We start from the raw sequence: 18,574 nt of genomic DNA, 5'->3' as shown, positions 1-18,574 counted from the left end.
TCATGTATCTTGGGTTTGACCTCGGCACGTCCGGGCTTCGGACGATTTTGGTTTCCGAGGGTGGGGAAATCCTCGGCTCAGAGGAGGCGCACTATGAGGTGTCGCATCCACATTCTGGGTGGAGTGAACAGGACCCTGCGGCTTGGATTGCGGCCTGTCAGAAAACGCTCATTGCATTACGCGCGGCAAATCCGGCGGCTGTCACAGCAATTAAAGGCATTGGAATTTCGGGCCACATGCATGGCGCGACACTGGTGGACAAAAACGGCGATGTTTTGCGCCCCTGCATGCTGTGGAACGACACGCGAAGTGCTCAAGAGGCCGCCAAAATGGACGGAACCGATGGGTTCCGTGCTCTTTCGGGGAATATTGTGTTCCCTGGCTTTACGGCGCCAAAAGTGGCGTGGGTTGCAAAGCACGAGCCCGAGATTTTCGCCCAAATTCACAAGGTGCTCCTTCCGAAGGACTATCTGCGTTATTGGCTCACGGGCGAATATTTTGGCGATATGTCGGACGCTGCGGGCACCAGCTGGCTGGACGTTGGAAAACGCGCATGGTCCGCGGAACTCCTTGAGAAATCCGGCATGCGGCGGGACCAGATGCCCGACCTTGTGGAAGGAAGTGAAGCTGCAGGTGTGTTGCGTTCTTCTCTCGCAAGCGATTGGGGCATAGAAGGCCCTGTAACGGTTGTTGGCGGCGGCGGTGACAATGCTGTGGCGGCCTGTGGTGTTGGGTGCTTTTCCGAAGGCGACGGCTTTGTTTCGCTGGGAACCTCTGGCGTTATTCTTGCCGCAAAGGAAAGCTTTTCCCCGAAACCCGAAAGCGCCGTGCATACATTTTGCCACGCTATTCCAAATACTTGGTACCAAATGGGGGTCATCCTCGCAGCCACGGATTGCATGAACTGGCTGTCAAAAAATCTTGGCCCGTCTCCTGCTGAACTGTCCGGCCTTTTGGGACCCACAATCTCCGGCCCCAGCGACATTCGGTTCTTGCCGTATCTTTCTGGCGAACGCACACCCCATAACGACAGCAAAATCCGCGCGTCCCTTATTGGGATGGATGTTGGTACCGGCCACGCGGAACTCACCCAGGCGGTTATGGAGGGCGTTGGATTTGCCCTTCGTGACAATCTTGAAGCGTTGAAATCAACGGGCACCGACTTGAAACGGGTGCTTGCGATTGGTGGTGGCGCGGCGTCGGAATATTGGGTCGAGATGTTGGCAACCCTGCTTGATATGCCTATCGACCTTCCCGAAGCTGGCGATTTTGGTGCCGCACTTGGCGCGGCCCGCCTCGCGATTGTCGGCGTCACTGGCGCTGATCCCAAAGATGTAATGACCGGCCCTAAAGTGGCCAAAACCGTATCCCCGCGCAGTGAATTTTCCGACGCCTATTCAGAGGCCTACGAAGAATATCGCGCGCTCTATCCAGCAATAAAGGCGATTAAAAAATGAGCACTGGTTTTTTCCCCGTAGACAAAATTAAATACGAAGGCCCCGACAGCACAAACCCGTTTGCCTTCCGTCATTACAACCCAGATGAGATCCTTTTGGGCAAACGTATGGAAGAGCACCTACGCTTTGCGACGGCCTATTGGCACTCGTTTGCTTGGGAAGGTGGCGACCCCTTTGGTGGCCGCACATTCGACCGCCCATGGTATCCGCAAGACAACATGGACCTTGCCAAGAAAAAGGCCGACATTGCGTTTGAATTATTCACAGCTCTTGGCACCCCCTACTATTGTTTCCACGATGCGGATGTGCGTCCAGAAGGCGCAAACTTTGCCGAAAACACGGCGAACTTAAACGCAATCGTTGATATTTTTGAGCAAAAACAAGCCGAGACTGGCGTGAAGCTCCTTTGGGGGACCGCGAACTTGTTTAGCCAAGCACGCTTTATGTCTGGTGCCTCGACCAACCCTGATCCTGATGTGTTTGCCTTTTCTGCGGCTACGATCAAAACCTGTATGGACGCCACAATGCGTCTTGGTGGCGAGAACTATGTTCTTTGGGGCGGTCGTGAAGGCTATGAAACCCTTTTGAATACGGACCTTGGCAAAGAAGATGCGCAAATGGGCCGGATGCTCAACATGGTTGTCGAGTACAAGCACAAGATTGGCTTCAAAGGCGCAATCCTCGTGGAACCAAAACCACAAGAGCCTTCCAAGCATCAATACGATTACGACGCGGCGACGGTTTATGGTTTTCTGAAACGCCACGGTCTTGAAAACGAAGTGAAGCTAAATCTTGAGCAGGGCCATGCGATCCTTGCAGGCCACAGCTTTGAGCATGAAATTGCAACGGCGACGTCGCTTGGTATCCTTGGGTCCATCGACATGAACCGCAACGATTACCAATCTGGCTGGGACACGGATCAGTTCCCAAATAACGTTCCAGAAGTTGCGCTGGCGTATTACCACATCCTCAAAGATGGTGGCCTGAAAACGGGCGGCACAAACTTTGATGCCAAAGTGCGTCGTCAATCCATTGATCCTGCGGACCTTCTGCATGGTCACATTGGCGGTATGGATATCTGTGCTCGGGGCCTTAAAGCTGCGGCGGCGATTATTGAGGATGGTACTTTGGATAAAGAGCTTGCTGACCGTTATGCCGGTTGGGAAGGCGAAGAAGCCCAAAAAATGCTCAAGGGCGAATACTCCCTCGAAGACATCCAAAAATATGTCGAAGCGGCGGATGTGAACCCAAAGGCAAAATCCGGCAAACAAGAATACCTCGAAAACGTTGTAAACCGCTTTGTTTAAAGGGAAGCATGGGATGATGAATTTTCGGAGGCTCCATGATCACACGTAAAACAGTTGCCCGCGCAGAGAATGGCGTGGGCATCGATGAAATCACCCTTGTTGATGGTGCCTCTGAGGTGAAATTCCTGACGGTGGGCGCCGTTACACGCGATTGGCGCGTGTCCCACTTAGGCCAAGAAATCCCTGTCGTTTTGGGACATGAAAACCCTGAAACCTATTTGCAAAATCCTTATTACTTCGGGGCCATCGCGGGACGTGTTGCAAATCGGGTTGCGGGGGGGCGTTTTGAGTTGCAAGGCAAGGCCTTTCAATGCAGCCAGAACGAGGGGCAAAATATGCTGCACGGGGGGCATGTTGGCCTCGCGAAACGTCTGTTCACGGCAGAAATCGATACCGTCCAGAACCGTGTGTTGTTTACCTATCACTCGCCAGACGGGGAAGAAGGCTTTCCTGCGGCGGTGGATTTTACCTATGCGATTTCGCTGCAAGGCTCGGCTTTGACTTATGAGATGACGGGAACCCCAGACCGCCCGACACCGATTAACCTCGCACAGCACAGCTACTATAATTTGATGGGGCAGGGCGATATTCGGGGCCATCACCTCACGGTTGATGCCGCAAAATATACACCTACGGATTCAGAGAATATCCCTACTGGGGAGGTGCTGCCCGTCACGGATACCCGCTATGATTTTCAGGCGGGCGGTTTGATTTCTTCAGTGGATTCAGCAAAGCAAGGGATGGATATCAACTTGGTTCTCGGGGATGAAAACCCCTCGGTGACACTTGCGGCTCCTAATGGCCTTCGCCTTGAACTGACGACCCAAGAGCCGGGACTGCAGCTTTATACGGGTCACTACGTCAACGAAATGACTGGGCAAAATGGCCAGAAAATAGGCCCGTATTCGGGCGTTTGTCTTGAGGCGCAGCATTTTCCGAACGCCGTTAATCAGTCGGGTTTCGATCAGCCGATTGCAACGCCCGACAGTTCCTATTTCCAAAAACTGGTGGTTGATATCCATAGGAAACCCATATGAAACCCATATGTTTTGTTTTCGCATTTTTGGGAACAACAGCACTCGCCGATGTGGCGTCAACACTGCCAACAGCCAACGCGGTTTTTCCTGATCTTGAGGCCGCGAATGTACAGCTTGGCCAGTTCCTATTTTATGATCCAATCCTGAGCGGGAACAAAAATATCGCCTGCGCGACGTGCCATCACCCAAGTTTGGGAACGGCGGATGGGGTTTCTCTGGGGATCGGCGAAGGTGGCATTGGGCTTGGAATGAAGCGCATCCATGATCCGAAAAACCCACCCGAAGCGCGCATTCCGCGCAATGCTCCGGCGCTGTGGAATCTCGGTGCCACTGAATTTACCGTGATGTTCCACGACGGACGTATTGAGGCGAGCCCGGATAAGCCAAGCGCCATGCGCACACCGCTTGGTGTTGAAATGGTCACGGGATTTAAGTCGCCCCTTGCGGCGCAGGCGATGTTTCCCGTCCTATCTGCCGACGAAATGGCGGGTCACTACTCGGAAAATGACGTTTCAAAAGCGGTCCGTATGGGCCAAAGCAGCCAAGAAGGTGGTGCGTGGGATATCATCGCTGCGCGGGTTGAGAATATCCCCGAATATCGCGCAATGTTTGACGCCCAAATCGGTAGCGAGACGCCCATCACGTTCCAACACATTGCGAATGTGATTGCCGATTTTATTGCCTTTGAATGGCGCGCCGATGACAGTCTTTTTGATCGTCATTTGCGCGGTGAAGGGGCGCTAGAGGGCGCGGCCCTTTTGGGGATGGAGCTTTTTTATGGGGAGGCGCAATGCGGCACGTGCCACAGTGGCCAGTTCCAAACAGATCACGCGTTTCATGCCATTGCCATGCCGCAACTCGGACCCGGAAAAGCAGCACCATTTGAGAACCATGTAAGGGATACGGGGCGCATGGGGGTGACGGGGAAATCCCAAGATGCCTATGCCTTTCGCACCCCAAGTTTACGGAATCTTTCCGTCACGGGGCCTTACGGGCACGCGGGGGCCTATTCGGATTTGCGCGATGTCGTTGAGCACCATTTGTCGCCTGTCGCGTCGTTGGAAAACTACGACCCAGCCCTCGCAAGGCTCCCAGCTTTTTCGGAAGTTGAGGACTGGCGTATTCAAGCGGACGAAAAGGAAGTATCAGATATCGCCGCGGTGTCCGAATTGGCTCCAAATCACGGTTTAACCGATAGCGATGTTGATGCGCTCATGGCGTTTCTTGCAACCCTCGACGACACAAAAATGGGACAAGGGCGTTTGGGGATTCCCCAGCGTGTTCCCAGTGGATTGCCGCTTGATTAAAGCGGTTTAAGACCCTCATCGCGCTGAAAAACAAAGGGCTGGTTCGGTGTGAAATCGTACCACTCGGATGTCGTGTGATCTGGCCAGATCACACGAACGGTTGCAGTTTCGGCCATCCCAAGCCCAAAATGCAACGGTCCCAATTCGCCACCAGCATGTCCGCCACCGATGGTGATTTCACGCGTTTGAACGCCTGCATCCGTTTTTACCTCAACAAAAGCGCCGATGGCATCCCGATTTACGCCCGCCTGTTGAATTTTTAGGCTCACCCAATTTCCAGTGTCCGTAGATGTATTCTGATACAACTCAATGTCGGCCTTGCGGTTATTGACCGCCAAATCAAGCAGCCCGTCGCCATTGAAATCGACCAGCGCCGCGCCGCGACTGCGTACGTGGCTTGCGATGCCTGCAACGTCGCCTTGCTCCGAGAAATTGCCATTCTCATCTTGGATTAGGAGGTTGTTCGGGTCTTCCATGGCCGCGCCAGCCATGCGTTCAACATTGCCTTTGGCTATAAATATATCGTCGCGTCCGTTGTTTTCGATATCGCCAAAAGCGACGTGCCAGCCTGTGCTGGGGCGGCCATCTTCACCCGTGAAGGGACGATGGGCGGTGGTTCCGCGCTCATAGGTGTAGTCGATGAAATTTGGGGTGCCATCGCCTGTGGGGCTTTGTAATTTTTGATCGCCCATGGAGGTGAGGTAGACCTCGGAATACCCATCGCCAGTCAGGTCGCGGCTTGCGATTCCCATGCCCCAAATCATGTAGTCTTTCCAGCCGTCCGCTTGAGTATAAAGCCTTGGTTCGGGGGCCATTTCCCACATTTGCTCAGAGCCACCTTTGACATAATAATGCCGGTCGTTTGAAACTCTCAAATCGGCCTGACCGCTGCGTGACCAATCGGAAAACAAGATGGAAAGGGCGCAAAAACCGGGGGCGAGTGGCGTGGGGGCGGAGTAAGTGCCGTCCTTTGGCCGCAAAAGCGTATTTTCATCGCAGGTCCCGAAGGGCCCGTCGGGATTGTCGCGATCGACGTAGTTTCCAAAGGCCATTGTTGGCAGTGCGTTTGTGCCTTCCCATGTGGCCGAAAACGCCGTGGTCCAAGCGGTGTCTGGGATGTAATCAAGGCTGGTGAACGGCGTGAATGCACAGTCGCCCAACCCGCGTAGAAAACGGTTTTCCCCGACACGCAAGATCGCCAAATCGATATGTCCGTCGCTGTCGATATCAATCGGATAGGCGCCTGTTACACCCGTTATTGCGAGGTTGTCTGGGGTGTTGTCGGAAAATGACGGCGTGTCGCCGATTTGGGCGGTGGTATTGAGGAGCAGGGCGGCAGGAGCTTCGCCACCAGCGGCATAAAGTTCGGGCAGCGCGTCATTGTTGCAATCAAACGCGGCGAGGCCGCCACCGACATAATGTTCCCACCCACCAACATACTGATGAGGCGGCGCGGGAAGGCGTGTAAATTCAGGAGCGGCAAACGCGGATGTGCTGAGACTTGCAGCAACCACGACGAGGATTTTAGCTTTGTGCATCTTGCGAAATTTTCCGAATTGCATGTTCCGTGACGCCTTCCATGGCATAAGCGGCAGCGCCCTTGGCCCACATTAAATCGCCCCATTTATGGATTTTAACTTGCGGCAGTGGTGCGTCGATCTGGACCACCGATTTTTTCATCACTTCAAGAACTTCATCCGCATAAAGATAGTCAAATTGCATCCGTTCGCCAGAGAGAATAATAAGCTCGGGGTCAAAAATATTGACGATATTTGCAAGGCCCATGGCAAACATTGTTCCCGCCCGTTGGAAAATTGATTTGGCGAGGGGATCACCGGCCTTTGCCGCATTGAAAAGCTCTTCGAGTTTCTTTTCCGATGTTTCGTCACCCATGGAGGATGCGACGATGCTTGCCTCGCGCAAAACGGCGTAATCGGCCACATAGGCTTCGAGGCAGCCGCGTTGCCCACAGCGGCAAAGTGCTCCGTTTAGGTGCACTTTTGTGTGGCCAAATTCCGCACCGCAGCCACGCGTTCCGCGATAGATTTGGCCGTCAATAACGATCCCCATCCCAACCCCATGTTCAATGGTGACCACGATGAAATCGCGGTGGGATTTTCCCATGCCAAAAAGCTGCTCAGCTTTGGCCACGAGGTTGGCATCATTGTCGATAAACACGGGCAGGGGGATGACGTTTTCCAACATGTCTCGCAAATCCACATTGCGCTCGGTCATGGAGGGCGACCAGTAAACAAAACCCCGCAACGCATCAATAATGCCCGCAACCCCGACACCCAGCCCAGATAGGTCAGAAATCGAAATTCCTGCCTCAGATGTTGCTGTTTCCAAGGAATGGAGGATGAAATCGACCATATCCTCACCGGAAAGCTGGCTTTTGGGTAGGGGGGTCTCGAACTCGGCAAAGGTATGCCCCTCAAAATCCATGAGCGCCACGGTCGCTGTTTTGTTCGAGACTTTGATGCCGGCAACCCAATGGGCGGCGCCACGGATTTTAAGGGCGACCCGGGGGCGCCCCCGTTTGGTATCGCGCGTGGCTTCATCGACAGCAACTTCTTCGATAAGGCCCGCACTTAACAACTCGCTCGTGATTGACGTGACCGTCGCGGGGCTGAAGTCGGTGATTTTGGCGATATCGATGCGGGCAATTTCTTCGGCTTTTCGAATAGCGGAAATGACTTGCAACCTGCCTGATTCTCTTTGGTCTGTTGCCGATGAAGTTTTGTCCGATTTTGCCAAGAACTCGCCCCTCCCAGTTAATATGTAGATTTCGAGGGCGCAATGCTCCCGCAGTCTGCGATATATAGCACCAATAATTTAAGGGTGCAGCCCGCAGTATGAACCAGAATTATTCGAAAGTCGCGTATTTAATTAGACCTCTGAATTTAATAGTGCTAACACTATAACGATCACCGCGATTCTAGTGATTTGCGGGGACAAAAAAATCTTTTGGGAGGATCTAATGAAAAAACTTACTGGATTTGCCGCTGCAGCTATGGTTGTAGCAATGGGCACCACAGCACTGGCCGATGGCGTTGTTGTTGGTGTGAGCTGGTCTAATTTCCAAGAAGAACGTTGGAAAACTGACGAAGCTGCGATTAAAGCTGCTCTTGAAGCTGCTGGCGCGACTTATATCTCCGCAGACGCACAAGCTTCTTCTGCAAAACAGCTTTCGGACATTGAAAACTTGATCGCTCAAGGCGCAAACGCATTGATCATCTTGGCTCAAGACGCTTCAGCGGTTGGCCCAGCAGTTCAAGCAGCTTCTGACGAGGGTATCCCTGTTGTAGCTTATGACCGTCTGATCGAAGACGACCGCGCCTTCTATCTTACATTCGACAACGTCGAAGTTGGTCGCATGCAAGCACGCGCTGTTCTCGAAGCTATGCCAAAAGGCAACTACGTTATGATCAAAGGTTCGCCAACTGATCCGAACGCAGACTTCCTTCGTGGCGGCCAGCAAGAGATCATCCAAGCTGCAGTCGACGCTGGCGACATCACAATCGTTGGTGAAGCTTACACCGATGGCTGGGTTCCTGCAAACGCACAACGCAACATGGAGCAAATCCTAACAGCAAACGACAACAAAGTTGACGCTGTTATTGCTTCTAACGACGGTACCGCTGGCGGTGTTGTTGCTGCTTTGACGGCACAAGGCATGGAAGGTCTTCCCGTGTCCGGCCAAGACGGCGACCACGCTGCTCTGAACCGCGTTGCGATGGGCACTCAAACAGTTTCCGTTTGGAAAGATGCACGTGAGCTTGGTAAAGCTGCGGGTGAAATCGCTGTTGCTCTTGCAGAAGACAATATGGCGATGATCGATGGTTCCGCGGATTGGACTTCGCCATCCGGCACGACACTGAAAGCAAAATTCCTTGCTCCAGTGCCTGTGACTGCTGACAACATCAGTGTCGTTTTGGACGCTGGTTGGATTTCTAAAGAAGCTCTCTGCGCCGGTTCTGAACTCGCAGCCTGTAACTAAGATAATCCGTTCCCCCAGTCGTTCTGGCTGGGGGAACATTTAAAAATTTTCCTAACATCGCATTTATCTGATATTGTGGTCCCATGCACGGGATACACAACATTTTGCGATAGATGGGTCGTTTGTCGCTCGGGAGAGGCGCAATATATGAAAGATTCAGCGAAAAAATTCGTGAACAACGTGGGACTCGATCCTCGCCTGCTAGGGATGATTGGTGCGCTTGTCGTTCTATGGGTGGTGTTTGATTTGTGGACCGGCGGACGGTTTTTAACGCCGCGCAACTTGTTCAATATTTCAGTCCAAACGTCGTCGGTCGCCATCATGGCCACCGGTATGGTTTTCGTAATCGTGACGCGCAATATCGACCTTTCGGTCGGTTCGATGCTTGGCTTTATCGGTATGACCGTTGCCGCCCTTCAAGTGCACGTGTTGCCCGAGTATTTAGGCCTTGGGAATGGGTCCATTTGGGTGATTGCGGTTGTTGCTGCGGTTCTTATGGGGCTGGTTATTGGCGGCATCCAAGGCTGGGTCGTTGGTTATCTGACCGTACCCGCCTTTATCGTCACACTTGGTGGTTTGCTCATTTTTCGCGGTGCGATGTGGTGGGTTACGCAGGGGCAAACTGTTGCGCCACTTGACCCTACATTCAAGCTTCTTGGCGGGGGTGCGGATGGGACATTGGGCGAGAAGCTAAGTTGGGGCTTCGGTCTTTTCGCGTCTTTCGTTGCGGTTGCCATGATCCTAATGAGCCGCCGTCGCAAATCGAACCATGGATTTGTAGTCAAGCCAGCATGGGCCGAAGGGACACTTATTGCAATCGCGGTGGGGCTAACTTTGGGTTTTGTCTGGGCACTGAACTCTTATGAAATCGCTGGGGGTGCGCGGGAACGGGTCGCTGAACAACGTGGGCTGGTGTTGACGGATACATTGTCGCTCAACCACGGTGTCGCAATTCCAGTCGTCATCCTTTTGTTGGTAACGGTCGGCATGACATTTATTTCAAAACGCACACGCTTTGGTCGCTATGTCTATGCAACCGGTGGTAATCCTGAGGCAGCAGAGCTTTCTGGGATCAACACACGCATGCTGACAGTCAAAGTTTTTGCGCTCATGGGCGCGCTGACTGGCTTGTCTGCGGTGGTTGCTTCGGCGCGGCTTGGATCGGTTGATGTCGGGCTTGGAACGCTGGACGAATTGCGCGTTATCGCGGCGGCCGTTATTGGCGGCACAGCACTCGCGGGTGGTTTCGGAACGATTTACGGCGCCGTCATTGGGGCCGCAATCATGCAGACATTGCAATCGGGCATGGCATCCGTTGGCGTCGATGCACCGTTGCAAAACATGGTCGTAGGCTTTGTTCTCGTGTTAGCTGTGTATGTGGACATCGTATATCGTCGTAAAGTCGGCGTTTAAGGGAGGAACCAGAAAATGACAGATAAAGCACCTCTCGTAGAGATGAAGAACATCTCGATTTCCTTTGGCGGTGTCAAAGCAGTTGATGATGTTTCGGTTGATCTCTACCCAGGCGAAGTTGTGGGCCTATTGGGGCACAACGGCGCGGGTAAGTCGACCTTGATCAAAATCCTTTCGGGCGCATATCACGCCAATTCGGGAGAAATTTGGGTCGAGGGCAAAAAGGCGACGATCAACAATCCTCGCGATGCGCGCCACTATAACATCGAAACGATCTACCAAACGCTCGCGCTGGCGGATAATCTCGATGCGGCGTCCAACTTGTTCTTGGGCCGTGAATTGGTCACTGCTTTCGGCACGGTCGACGATGACCATATGGAAGCCGAGACTCGCAAGATCATGTCGCGCTTGAATCCAAACTTCGCCAAGTTCGACAGCCCTGTGTCCGCGCTCTCAGGTGGGCAACGCCAGTCTGTTGCGATCGCGCGCGCTGTGTATTTCAACGCGCGTATCCTAATTATGGATGAGCCAACTGCTGCTCTTGGACCACAAGAAACCAAAATGGTTGCCGAGCTTATCCAACAGCTCAAGTCCGAAGGCATCGGGATTTTTCTGATTAGCCACGACATCCACGATGTAATGCAACTTTGTGATCGTGCAAGCGTTATGCAGCACGGGAAACTTGTTGGCACCGTGGATGTGGATAGCGTAACCGATGAAGATCTGCTTGGGATGATTATTCTGGGAAAACATCCCCATGAGAAAGCCGAAGCTTAATCCAAAACGCTATTGTTTTACGGCGGTCCGCTAAACTTGGGCCGCCGTTACTTTTTGGAAAGTGGTAATGTTTTTGGCCACAACCATATGCGAGCTGGCTTGGCTGAAGGCCTTGAAATGTGCGCTGGCGAGGTGCACGTCAAAACCCGCGGCATCATCATAAACTTCATACAGGAAGAAGAGGGACGTATTTGACGGGTCTGTGCAGACGTCAAAGTGCTGGCAAGCTACCTCGTCCCTTACAGACGCTGCGGCGTTGTGTTCGATGAGCGCGGCGAAGTCATTTACGAACTCGTCGGCGACGGTAAAAGATACGGTTACGGCAAACATATAAGCCTCCTAAAGGGATTGTTTCTGACCTGTTTCGGCGGACCTATAGGCCGCTTGTGTCGCAAGTATGACGCTTAAATAGTCTTCGGCGGTATTCTCGAAAGGAACGCGACCCGCGCGGGCTTCTACGATGTGCTCACAGAGGGCCTGAACGCACCCGCCGCCAAAACGTGCTTCGTCAACAGGGGCGGTGACGGCAATATTAACGGCCTCGTTCTCGCCAAAAGCACGAAAAGAAATTTCCCCCATACCCGAAAGGCGCAGGGTTCCTTTTTCGCCCTCGATCTCCATTTCTCCCATGGTACGCCTTGGTGAATCCGTTGCGTGATCCATGAGGCGATTTCCGTCAAAAACTGCGCGAGTTCCGTTTTCGTGGTGGGCGATTAAAATGCCTGCATCTTCGCCCTTTATCGCGGGATTCAGCCGCACTAAATCTGCATAAATCGAGGAGATCGGGCCAAAGAAATACTGAAACAGGTCGACAAAATGCACACCTGTTTCATGGATGAGCAATCGCGGCATACTCTGAAACGCTGGCTGACGGGAAAGATAGGCATCAGGCCCACGTCCATCACCGGGCCGAAGGGCAAAGCGCGCCTGATAAATTTCACCAAGGAGCCCCGTATCCAAGGCCGTCTTGATCGCGCGGTGCCATGGTTGAAAACGGAAATTCTCGTGGATAATCAGAGTGCAATCGCGGGCTTTCGCAAATTCGCACATGGCCTTTGCCTCTTTATATGACGTGCAAAAGGGCTTCTGGCAAATCAGGATGCGGCCAGATTTTGCGAATTGCTCAACCAGCGCTTTGTGTGCCGGAGGTGGCGCAACCAGATCGACGATATCGAGGTCTTGATCTGCCAATTCCGCAGCTGATCGAGCGCCAGAAACGCCGTACTTTGCGGCAACTTCTTGAATTCGAGCGGGGTCGAGATCAAAGACGCCCGCGAGGGTCGTGGAGGGGATGTCGCGCCATGCATCTAGGTGAAACTGGCTAAAATATCCGAGGCCCACAACCCCGACGCACAGATTTGTCATTTGGGAAATTCACCGATAATTTTGATAAGCTCCTCAGTGACCGCGATGGTGCCCATGTCGCCACCAAATTCCATCGGGCGCAGGCGGTTTTGGGCAAAGCCCACGTCCACGGCGGCGTCGATCAAGGCGCCTGCCGCTTCATAGTTTTCGGTTTGGGTTTTGGTCGCGATATAGTCCAGCATGAGGCCCGCCGACAGGATCGCTGCAAGAGGGTTTGCTTTATCTTGACCCATGATGTCGGGTGCCGAGCCGTGCGCGGGTTGGAACAAGCCAATAGTCTCGCCGATTTCCCCACAAGACGCCATGCCCATGCCGCCAACAAGGCCACCAGCGAGGTCGCTCAGAATATCGCCAAACATGTTTTCCATCACCATGACGTCAAAGTTCCAAGGTTGGCGCACAAGGTCAAGCGCCATCGCGTCAACATAGTTGTAGGAGACATTCACATCTGGATAGCGAACCTTGGTTTCATCGAAAATCTGACGGAAAAATGCTTGGCTGGTGAAGACGTTCGCCTTATCCACGCAGGTTAGATTTCCCGATTTTCCACGCGCTCGCCGCTTTTCAGCCAGCTTGAATCCAAATTCATGCAGCTTTTCCGTCGTTGCCCGTGTGATCCGCATGATGTCGCGCACTTCGACGTTTGGGATGATTTCGGCCCGTTTGTGGACGGCAGCGGAGTAAAACAACCCTTCCGTGCTTTCGCGCAGAATGATCATATCGATACCCGCTGCGCGGGGGTCTGCGAGGCGCTGGGGGGCGTTCGGATAGGCCTTAATCGGGCGCACACCCGCATAAAGCTGATACCGGTCCCGCAAACGTAAGTGCGGCGAAACCTCTGTTCCGTCTTCTTGGCGGATGGAGGGAAGACCAATGGCGCCAAGAAAAATTGCGTCGGCCTCGCCGGCTTTTTCTTCGCCACCCGGTTCGATGTCCAAACCAGTTTGCGCAAAGTATCCTGCACCAGCCGCAATTTCTTGCACCTTGGGCGCAACCGCTCCGCAACGAAGGAGCGCAGTATCCATAACCGCAAAAGCCGATTCCGCGACGTCCACGCCAATACCATCGCCTTTAATCAGAGAAATTGTTGGAATATGCGCCATGTTCGTCCTTTGGGTTTTAGGTGTTTACCCGTTTTACGGATTTGATAATAAATACATTATTAAACTCATTAATGCGATTGCACAAGATTATCAATTGGGTAAACTGAAAAATGTGGAACTTTTTAAAGTTTGAAAGCGGGAAATGAGGCCGAAATGAGCACCAAGTGGAATGTCTTCGCAATAAAATACGCTGAGCGGAACACGCGAACACGCGCGGATAGTTTTATTTTCGACGATCATCCTAATGCGCAACATGGGATGGACTATTTCGTGTGGTTATTGACGGACGGTGTGCGCAATATTTTGGTCGATACGGGGTATGATGAGGCCGAGGGAAAGCGCCGCGACCGTCCGATCCTGCGCGATCCTGCGCTTGCGCTTGCGGCGCTGAATGTTTCCGCAGAGAGTATCGACACGGTCATCATCACCCATCTTCATTATGACCATGCGGGGGGGCTAGATCGATATCCGAACGCGCAATTCCACCTGCAAGAGATTGAAATGGGCTTTGCTACGGGGCCATGTATGTGTGATCCCACGTTGCAAATGCCCTATACCGCCGAGCATGTTTGCGACATGGTGCGCCACGTTTTTTCGGGGCGCGTTGTGTTTCATAAAGGTGATGGAGAGGTTGCGCCGGGGGTCACGGTGCACCGGATCGGTGGCCATTCGCGGGGCTTACAAGCGGTTCGGGTCGAGACCGAGAACGGCCCGTTGTGTTTGGCATCGGATGCCACGCATTACTACGAGAATTTTTTAAACCGCAAGCCGTTTCCGATTGTCGTGGACGTCGAGGATATGGTGATGGGCTTTGACAAGATCACGGCCTTGGCGGCGGGCGAAAAAACGCGGGTTATCCCCGGGCATGATCCACTGGTGCGCGATTACTACCCTGAGGTGGGGACGTCGGGGTTTGTTTGGCAGTTGGATTCTGGCCGCGTTTAGAACGTGAAAAGGGCGCCGCGTACATGTTGTACGGCGCCCTCTTTGTTTTAGGAGAGAAGCGCGCGGGCTTCTTCTGGGCCAACGGGGGCAGGGCGATCGCAGGTTGTTGTCATTTCGACAAAACTACGCGCTTCGCCTGCGGCCAGAATGCTCGTCATAACTTCGACGACATGGAGGGCAAGCTCGGAGGAGCAGCGATGTGGCCGACCCTCGGAAATTGCGATGGCCATATCGGACAGACCCGCCGCGCGATAGTTTGCGTGTTCGCCGTCGTTTGGAACCGAGAAGGGGTGATCCCAGCCATCGGGCAATTCCACAAAATCCTCCCGTTTGGTGATGCGAATATCCCCACCAAAGAAATTGGGGTCGGGCACGTGGACGGTGCCGTCTTGGCCATAGAGTTCCATGTTGGAATGGTCGTGTTGCCAAACGTCCCAGCTGGTGACCATCGAAATTACGGCACCGGATTTGAACTCAAGCAGAGCGTGGATGGTTGTTGGTGTACCCACTGGAATCGTTTCGCCATTGCGTGGCTCGGATGTAATCAGGCGCTCGGATGAAGGCGTTGAGGTCAGTGCCGCAACACGAGCCACTGGGCCAAGGAGCTGTACGAGGTTGGTCACATAATAGGGGCCAATATCGAGCACGGGTCCGGCACCCGGCTGATAAAAGAAATCTGGATTTGGATGCCAATGCTCCATGCCATGCCCCATAACAAAGGCCGTCCCAGAGGTGATTTTCCCCAATGTGCCGTCGTCAATCATTGCGCGCACATGTTGGTGCGAGGAGCCCATAAACGTATCCGGAGCAGAGCCGACGCGCAGACCCTTTTCCGCCGCCAAGGCCGCAATTTCCGCGCCCTCTTGGAGGGTGAGCACGAAAGGTTTTTCCGAGTAGACGTGTTTACCCGCGTTGAGAATGCTTTTGGACACCGCAAAATGCGCCGCAGGGATTGTCAGGTTGACGACGATATCTATGTCACCAGAAGCCAGTAAGCCCTCAACGGTCTCAGCGCGGACGCCGAATTCCGTGGCGCGGCTTTGGGCGGCTTCCATGTTCAAATCTGCAACGGCCCGCATTTCGATGCCTTTAAACATCGGAGCAAGACGCAGGTAGGCCGCGGAGATATTCCCCGCGCCAATAATACCGATTCCAAGTTTTTTGGTCATTTTATTACCTTAAAGGTTTTTGTAGTTGTTGATGGAACGCGTCGCGAAGCGATTGATATCGCTTGGATTGTCGTGCTCCATAACGAAGTGTTTCGCGGGTGTCTTGCTGCGGACGGCCGCAAGGATGCCTGCCCAATCCATGGTGCCTTCACCGACGTCTGCCCAACCATCCTCGTCTGCGTTCTCGCCAACGGGGGCGATGTCTTTGACGTGGACGGCGGTGATGCGGTCGCCGTACTTCTCGATCCATGCAATGGGATCACCACCGCCGCGCACGATCCACGCGATGTCGACTTCCCAGGTCAATCCGGGCGCGGCTTCAAGCATGATTTCCATTGGAATGGAGCCGTCATCACAAGCGACAAATTCAAAGTCGTGGTTGTGCCAGCCGTAGGAAATGCCGTGTGCGGCGAGTGCATTGCTGATCGCTTGAAGACGGGCTGCGAAAGCTTTCCAGCCTGCCTTGTCTGTCGGGCGATCTTCCTCGGCGATGTGGGGGCCGAAAATTGACGTGATCCCGAGGGCTTTTGCCGTGGCCACAACATCTTCAAGATTGTTCTCGGTGTCGGTAATGCCAACATGGGCGGTGGGCATGGAAAGGCCCGTGGCATCCATTGCGGCCCGTACTTTGGCGGTGTCAACGTAAAGGGCACCATAGCCCTCGACACCCGTATATCCGAGCGACGAGATCGTTGCGAAAACGTCGTCCCACGGGGTGAAGTTGCGGGCGCTATAGAGCTGAAAAGAAGCGGTCATAGGTATTAAATCCTGTTTTCAGTGGTTTTTTCAAAGAGAGAGAGGCGGGCCGCGTCAAAGCCAATGCGGATTTTATCATCGTCGCGAACTTTTGATTGCCCATCCATGCGAAGACGAATGCGCACCCCCATGATTTCACACCAGACAATGGTGTCGCTTCCCATGGGTTCAACGAGTTCAACGGTGGTGTCTAAGGCAAAATCCGCAGCGTTAGCGGCCTCTCCGGTCACAATGTGTTCGGGGCGAATGCCCATCCAGCCTTTGCCAGCGGCGGGTTTGGAGATGAACTCGTAATTTGAGATCGGGATCGAGTGGCCAGCCGTCACGAACATCGGGGCACCGTCGGTCGTGATTTCGCCTTCAAAGAAGTTCATGGAGGGGGAGCCGATAAACTCTGCGACATATTTGTTGCAGGGCTTGTTGTAGATCACGTCGGGACTGTCGAGTTGGTAGATTAATCCGCCTTTCATGATGGCAATGCGATCCGCGAGGGTCATGGCCTCGACCTGATCGTGGGTCACGTAGATCATGGTATTTTTGAGTTGGTGGTGCAGGCGTTTGATTTCGACCCGCAGATCGGCGCGAAGTTGTGCATCGAGGTTTGACAGCGGCTCGTCAAACAGGAAGACATCCACGTCGCGCACGAGGGCGCGACCAATGGCAACACGTTGACGTTGCCCACCAGAAAGGGCCGCGGGTTTACGTTTGAGCAGGGGTTCGATTTGCAAAACTTCTGCGGCGTGCGCGACCCGTTTTGCGATTTCGGCCTTGGGAACCTTGGCGTTTTTAAGGCCAAATGAGAGGTTTCCTTCGACTGTCATCTGTGGGTAAAGCGCATAGGATTGAAACACCATGCCGATGCCGCGCTCATTGGGTTGGGCCCAAGTGACGTTTTCACCATTGATATGAATTTGCCCTCCCGAGACATCCAAAAGGCCCGCAATACAGTTGAGCAATGTGGATTTTCCACAGCCCGACGATCCAAGGAGAACAAGAAATTCGCCCTCTGGAATATCCAAATTCAGGTCTTTGAGAACTTTAACGGCACCAAAGTTTAGGTCGAGGTTTTTGATAGATACGCTTGTCATGATTTAGCCTTTCACCGCACCAGCAGCGATGCCGCGTACGAAGAGCTTGCCAGAAGCAAAATAGAGAATGAGAGGAACGAGACCGGTCAGAAGGGTTGCCGCCATATTGACGTTATATTCCTTCACACCTTGGACGGAGTTCACGATGTTATTAAGCTGAACCGTCATTGGATAAATTGCCGGTTTGGTATAAATGACCCCAAAGAGGAAGTCGTTCCAGATACCCGTGACCTGAATGATCATTGCCACAACAAAAATGGGCAGGCTCATGGGCAGCATCACGCGAAAGTAGATACCCCAGAAGCCAGCGCCATCTACACGGGCCGCCTTAAAGAGTTCGTCGGGCAAGCTTGTGAAATAGTTGCGGAACAAGAGCGTCAGGATCGGCATCCCGAAAATGGTGTGCACCAAAACAAGCCCCCAAAGTGACCCCATAAGACCGAGGTTCTTCAGGATAAGAACGATGGGATAGAGCATCACTTGGTAAGGGATAAAGGCCCCGAAGATGAGGATGGTAAAGAAAACTTCCGAGCCTTTGAACTTCCAATTCGCCAGCGCATATCCGTTCACAGAGGCAATCAAAATCGACAGAATTGCCGAGGGGATAAGGATGCGGACCGAGTTCATAAATCCGCGACTTAACCCGTCGCAGTTCAAACCCGTACAGGCCGTGCTCCACGCTTTCACCCATGGTTCAAACGTGACCTCGACGGGGAGGTCAAAGATATTGCCCAGTCGGATTTCCGGCATGCCCTTAAGGGAGGTCGTAACCATCACATAGAGGGGCAGGAGGTAGTACATCGTCACCAAAAGAAGCGTACCATAGAGCATGATGTTGTTGGGGCTCATA

At 53.4% G+C, this 18,574-nt stretch carries 17 protein-coding genes; 8 read left to right on the top strand and 9 right to left on the bottom strand.

Going from position 1 to position 18,574, the window contains the following annotated elements; translation table 11 throughout:
• The first annotated feature begins 2 nt into the window (after positions 1-2).
• From xylB to AB9F29_RS06910, 4 genes are read left to right on the top strand one after another with little or no spacing between them, the layout of a single operon-like run.
• Complete coding sequence (gene xylB / locus AB9F29_RS06925; RefSeq protein WP_369755067.1) at positions 3-1,457, top strand: xylulokinase; 1,455 nt, start codon at positions 3-5, stop codon at positions 1,455-1,457.
• Positions 1,454-2,764 (top strand): xylose isomerase, encoded by a 1,311-nt coding sequence (gene xylA, locus AB9F29_RS06920; protein WP_335585263.1) that lies wholly within the window; start codon positions 1,454-1,456, stop codon positions 2,762-2,764. The genes xylB and xylA overlap by 4 nt, the downstream gene beginning before the upstream one ends.
• A gap of 35 nt (positions 2,765-2,799) precedes the next feature.
• Positions 2,800-3,801, top strand: a complete 1,002-nt coding sequence (locus tag AB9F29_RS06915; protein WP_369755065.1) for an aldose epimerase family protein — start codon at positions 2,800-2,802, stop codon at positions 3,799-3,801.
• Entirely contained in the window at positions 3,798-5,108 is a 1,311-nt protein-coding gene (locus tag AB9F29_RS06910; RefSeq protein WP_369755064.1) for a cytochrome-c peroxidase, read from the top strand. The genes AB9F29_RS06915 and AB9F29_RS06910 overlap by 4 nt, the downstream gene beginning before the upstream one ends.
• Here the strand turns inward: AB9F29_RS06910 and AB9F29_RS06905 are convergent.
• Both AB9F29_RS06905 and AB9F29_RS06900 read right to left on the bottom strand, forming a co-directional pair.
• On the bottom strand, positions 5,105-6,670 hold the full coding sequence (locus AB9F29_RS06905; protein ID WP_369755063.1) for a CRTAC1 family protein: 1,566 nt from the start codon (positions 6,668-6,670) through the stop codon (positions 5,105-5,107). The two genes, AB9F29_RS06910 and AB9F29_RS06905, sit on opposite strands and share 4 nt — an antisense overlap.
• Positions 6,633-7,865 (bottom strand): ROK family protein, encoded by a 1,233-nt coding sequence (locus AB9F29_RS06900; protein ID WP_039000701.1) that lies wholly within the window; start codon positions 7,863-7,865, stop codon positions 6,633-6,635. The genes AB9F29_RS06905 and AB9F29_RS06900 overlap by 38 nt, the downstream gene beginning before the upstream one ends.
• Positions 7,866-8,088: 223 nt before the next feature.
• Between AB9F29_RS06900 and xylF the strand changes: the two genes are divergently transcribed.
• The 3 genes from xylF to AB9F29_RS06885 all read left to right on the top strand — a co-directional run bounded on the left by xylF (position 8,089) and on the right by AB9F29_RS06885 (position 11,298).
• Entirely contained in the window at positions 8,089-9,108 is a 1,020-nt protein-coding gene (gene xylF / locus AB9F29_RS06895) for a D-xylose ABC transporter substrate-binding protein (protein WP_335585268.1), read from the top strand.
• Between the two features lie 147 nt (positions 9,109-9,255).
• Positions 9,256-10,521 (top strand): sugar ABC transporter permease, encoded by a 1,266-nt coding sequence (locus AB9F29_RS06890; protein ID WP_039000703.1) that lies wholly within the window; start codon positions 9,256-9,258, stop codon positions 10,519-10,521.
• 15 nt (positions 10,522-10,536) lie between these two features.
• Complete coding sequence (locus AB9F29_RS06885; protein ID WP_369755062.1) at positions 10,537-11,298, top strand: ATP-binding cassette domain-containing protein; 762 nt, start codon at positions 10,537-10,539, stop codon at positions 11,296-11,298.
• 30 nt (positions 11,299-11,328) lie between these two features.
• On the opposite strand, the gene AB9F29_RS06880 is transcribed toward AB9F29_RS06885, so the two are convergent.
• Genes AB9F29_RS06880 through AB9F29_RS06870 form a run of 3 tightly spaced genes read right to left on the bottom strand, consistent with a single transcriptional unit; the run spans position 11,329 to position 13,766 of the window.
• Positions 11,329-11,628 (bottom strand): putative quinol monooxygenase, encoded by a 300-nt coding sequence (locus tag AB9F29_RS06880; protein WP_369755061.1) that lies wholly within the window; start codon positions 11,626-11,628, stop codon positions 11,329-11,331.
• 9 nt (positions 11,629-11,637) lie between these two features.
• The gene (locus AB9F29_RS06875; protein ID WP_369755060.1) at positions 11,638-12,663 is read right to left on the bottom strand and encodes a Gfo/Idh/MocA family protein; all 1,026 of its coding nucleotides are present in this window, start codon (positions 12,661-12,663) and stop codon (positions 11,638-11,640) included.
• On the bottom strand, positions 12,660-13,766 hold the full coding sequence (locus tag AB9F29_RS06870) for an isocitrate/isopropylmalate dehydrogenase family protein (RefSeq protein ID WP_369755059.1): 1,107 nt from the start codon (positions 13,764-13,766) through the stop codon (positions 12,660-12,662). Before AB9F29_RS06870 ends, AB9F29_RS06875 begins: the two co-directional genes overlap by 4 nt.
• 153 nt (positions 13,767-13,919) lie before the next feature.
• Between AB9F29_RS06870 and AB9F29_RS06865 the strand changes: the two genes are divergently transcribed.
• On the top strand, positions 13,920-14,711 hold the full coding sequence (locus AB9F29_RS06865) for an N-acyl homoserine lactonase family protein (protein ID WP_369755058.1): 792 nt from the start codon (positions 13,920-13,922) through the stop codon (positions 14,709-14,711).
• Positions 14,712-14,758: 47 nt separating this feature from the next.
• Here the strand turns inward: AB9F29_RS06865 and AB9F29_RS06860 are convergent, their stop codons facing one another.
• From AB9F29_RS06860 to AB9F29_RS06845, 4 genes are read right to left on the bottom strand one after another with little or no spacing between them, the layout of a single operon-like run.
• Positions 14,759-15,880 carry a Gfo/Idh/MocA family protein gene (locus AB9F29_RS06860; RefSeq protein WP_369755057.1) on the bottom strand — a complete coding sequence of 374 codons (1,122 nt, stop codon included), beginning with the start codon at positions 15,878-15,880 and terminating at the stop codon, positions 14,759-14,761.
• A 9-nt stretch (positions 15,881-15,889) separates the two neighbouring features.
• Positions 15,890-16,636 carry a sugar phosphate isomerase/epimerase family protein gene (locus AB9F29_RS06855; RefSeq protein WP_369755056.1) on the bottom strand — a complete coding sequence of 249 codons (747 nt, stop codon included), beginning with the start codon at positions 16,634-16,636 and terminating at the stop codon, positions 15,890-15,892.
• 5 nt (positions 16,637-16,641) lie between these two features.
• The gene (locus tag AB9F29_RS06850) at positions 16,642-17,724 is read right to left on the bottom strand and encodes an ABC transporter ATP-binding protein (protein WP_369755055.1); all 1,083 of its coding nucleotides are present in this window, start codon (positions 17,722-17,724) and stop codon (positions 16,642-16,644) included.
• Positions 17,725-17,727: 3 nt separating this feature from the next.
• On the bottom strand, positions 17,728-18,573 hold the full coding sequence (locus AB9F29_RS06845; protein WP_082802395.1) for a carbohydrate ABC transporter permease: 846 nt from the start codon (positions 18,571-18,573) through the stop codon (positions 17,728-17,730).
• Between the last annotated feature and the right edge of the window lies 1 nt (position 18,574).

It is taken from the genome of Falsihalocynthiibacter sp. S25ZX9 (assembly GCF_041205405.1).
In the GTDB taxonomy this organism is placed as follows: Bacteria; Pseudomonadota; Alphaproteobacteria; order Rhodobacterales; family Rhodobacteraceae; genus Falsihalocynthiibacter; species Falsihalocynthiibacter arcticus.
The sequence above is the reverse complement of the archived record's forward strand: the minus strand, read 5'-3'. Positions and strand labels throughout refer to the sequence as shown.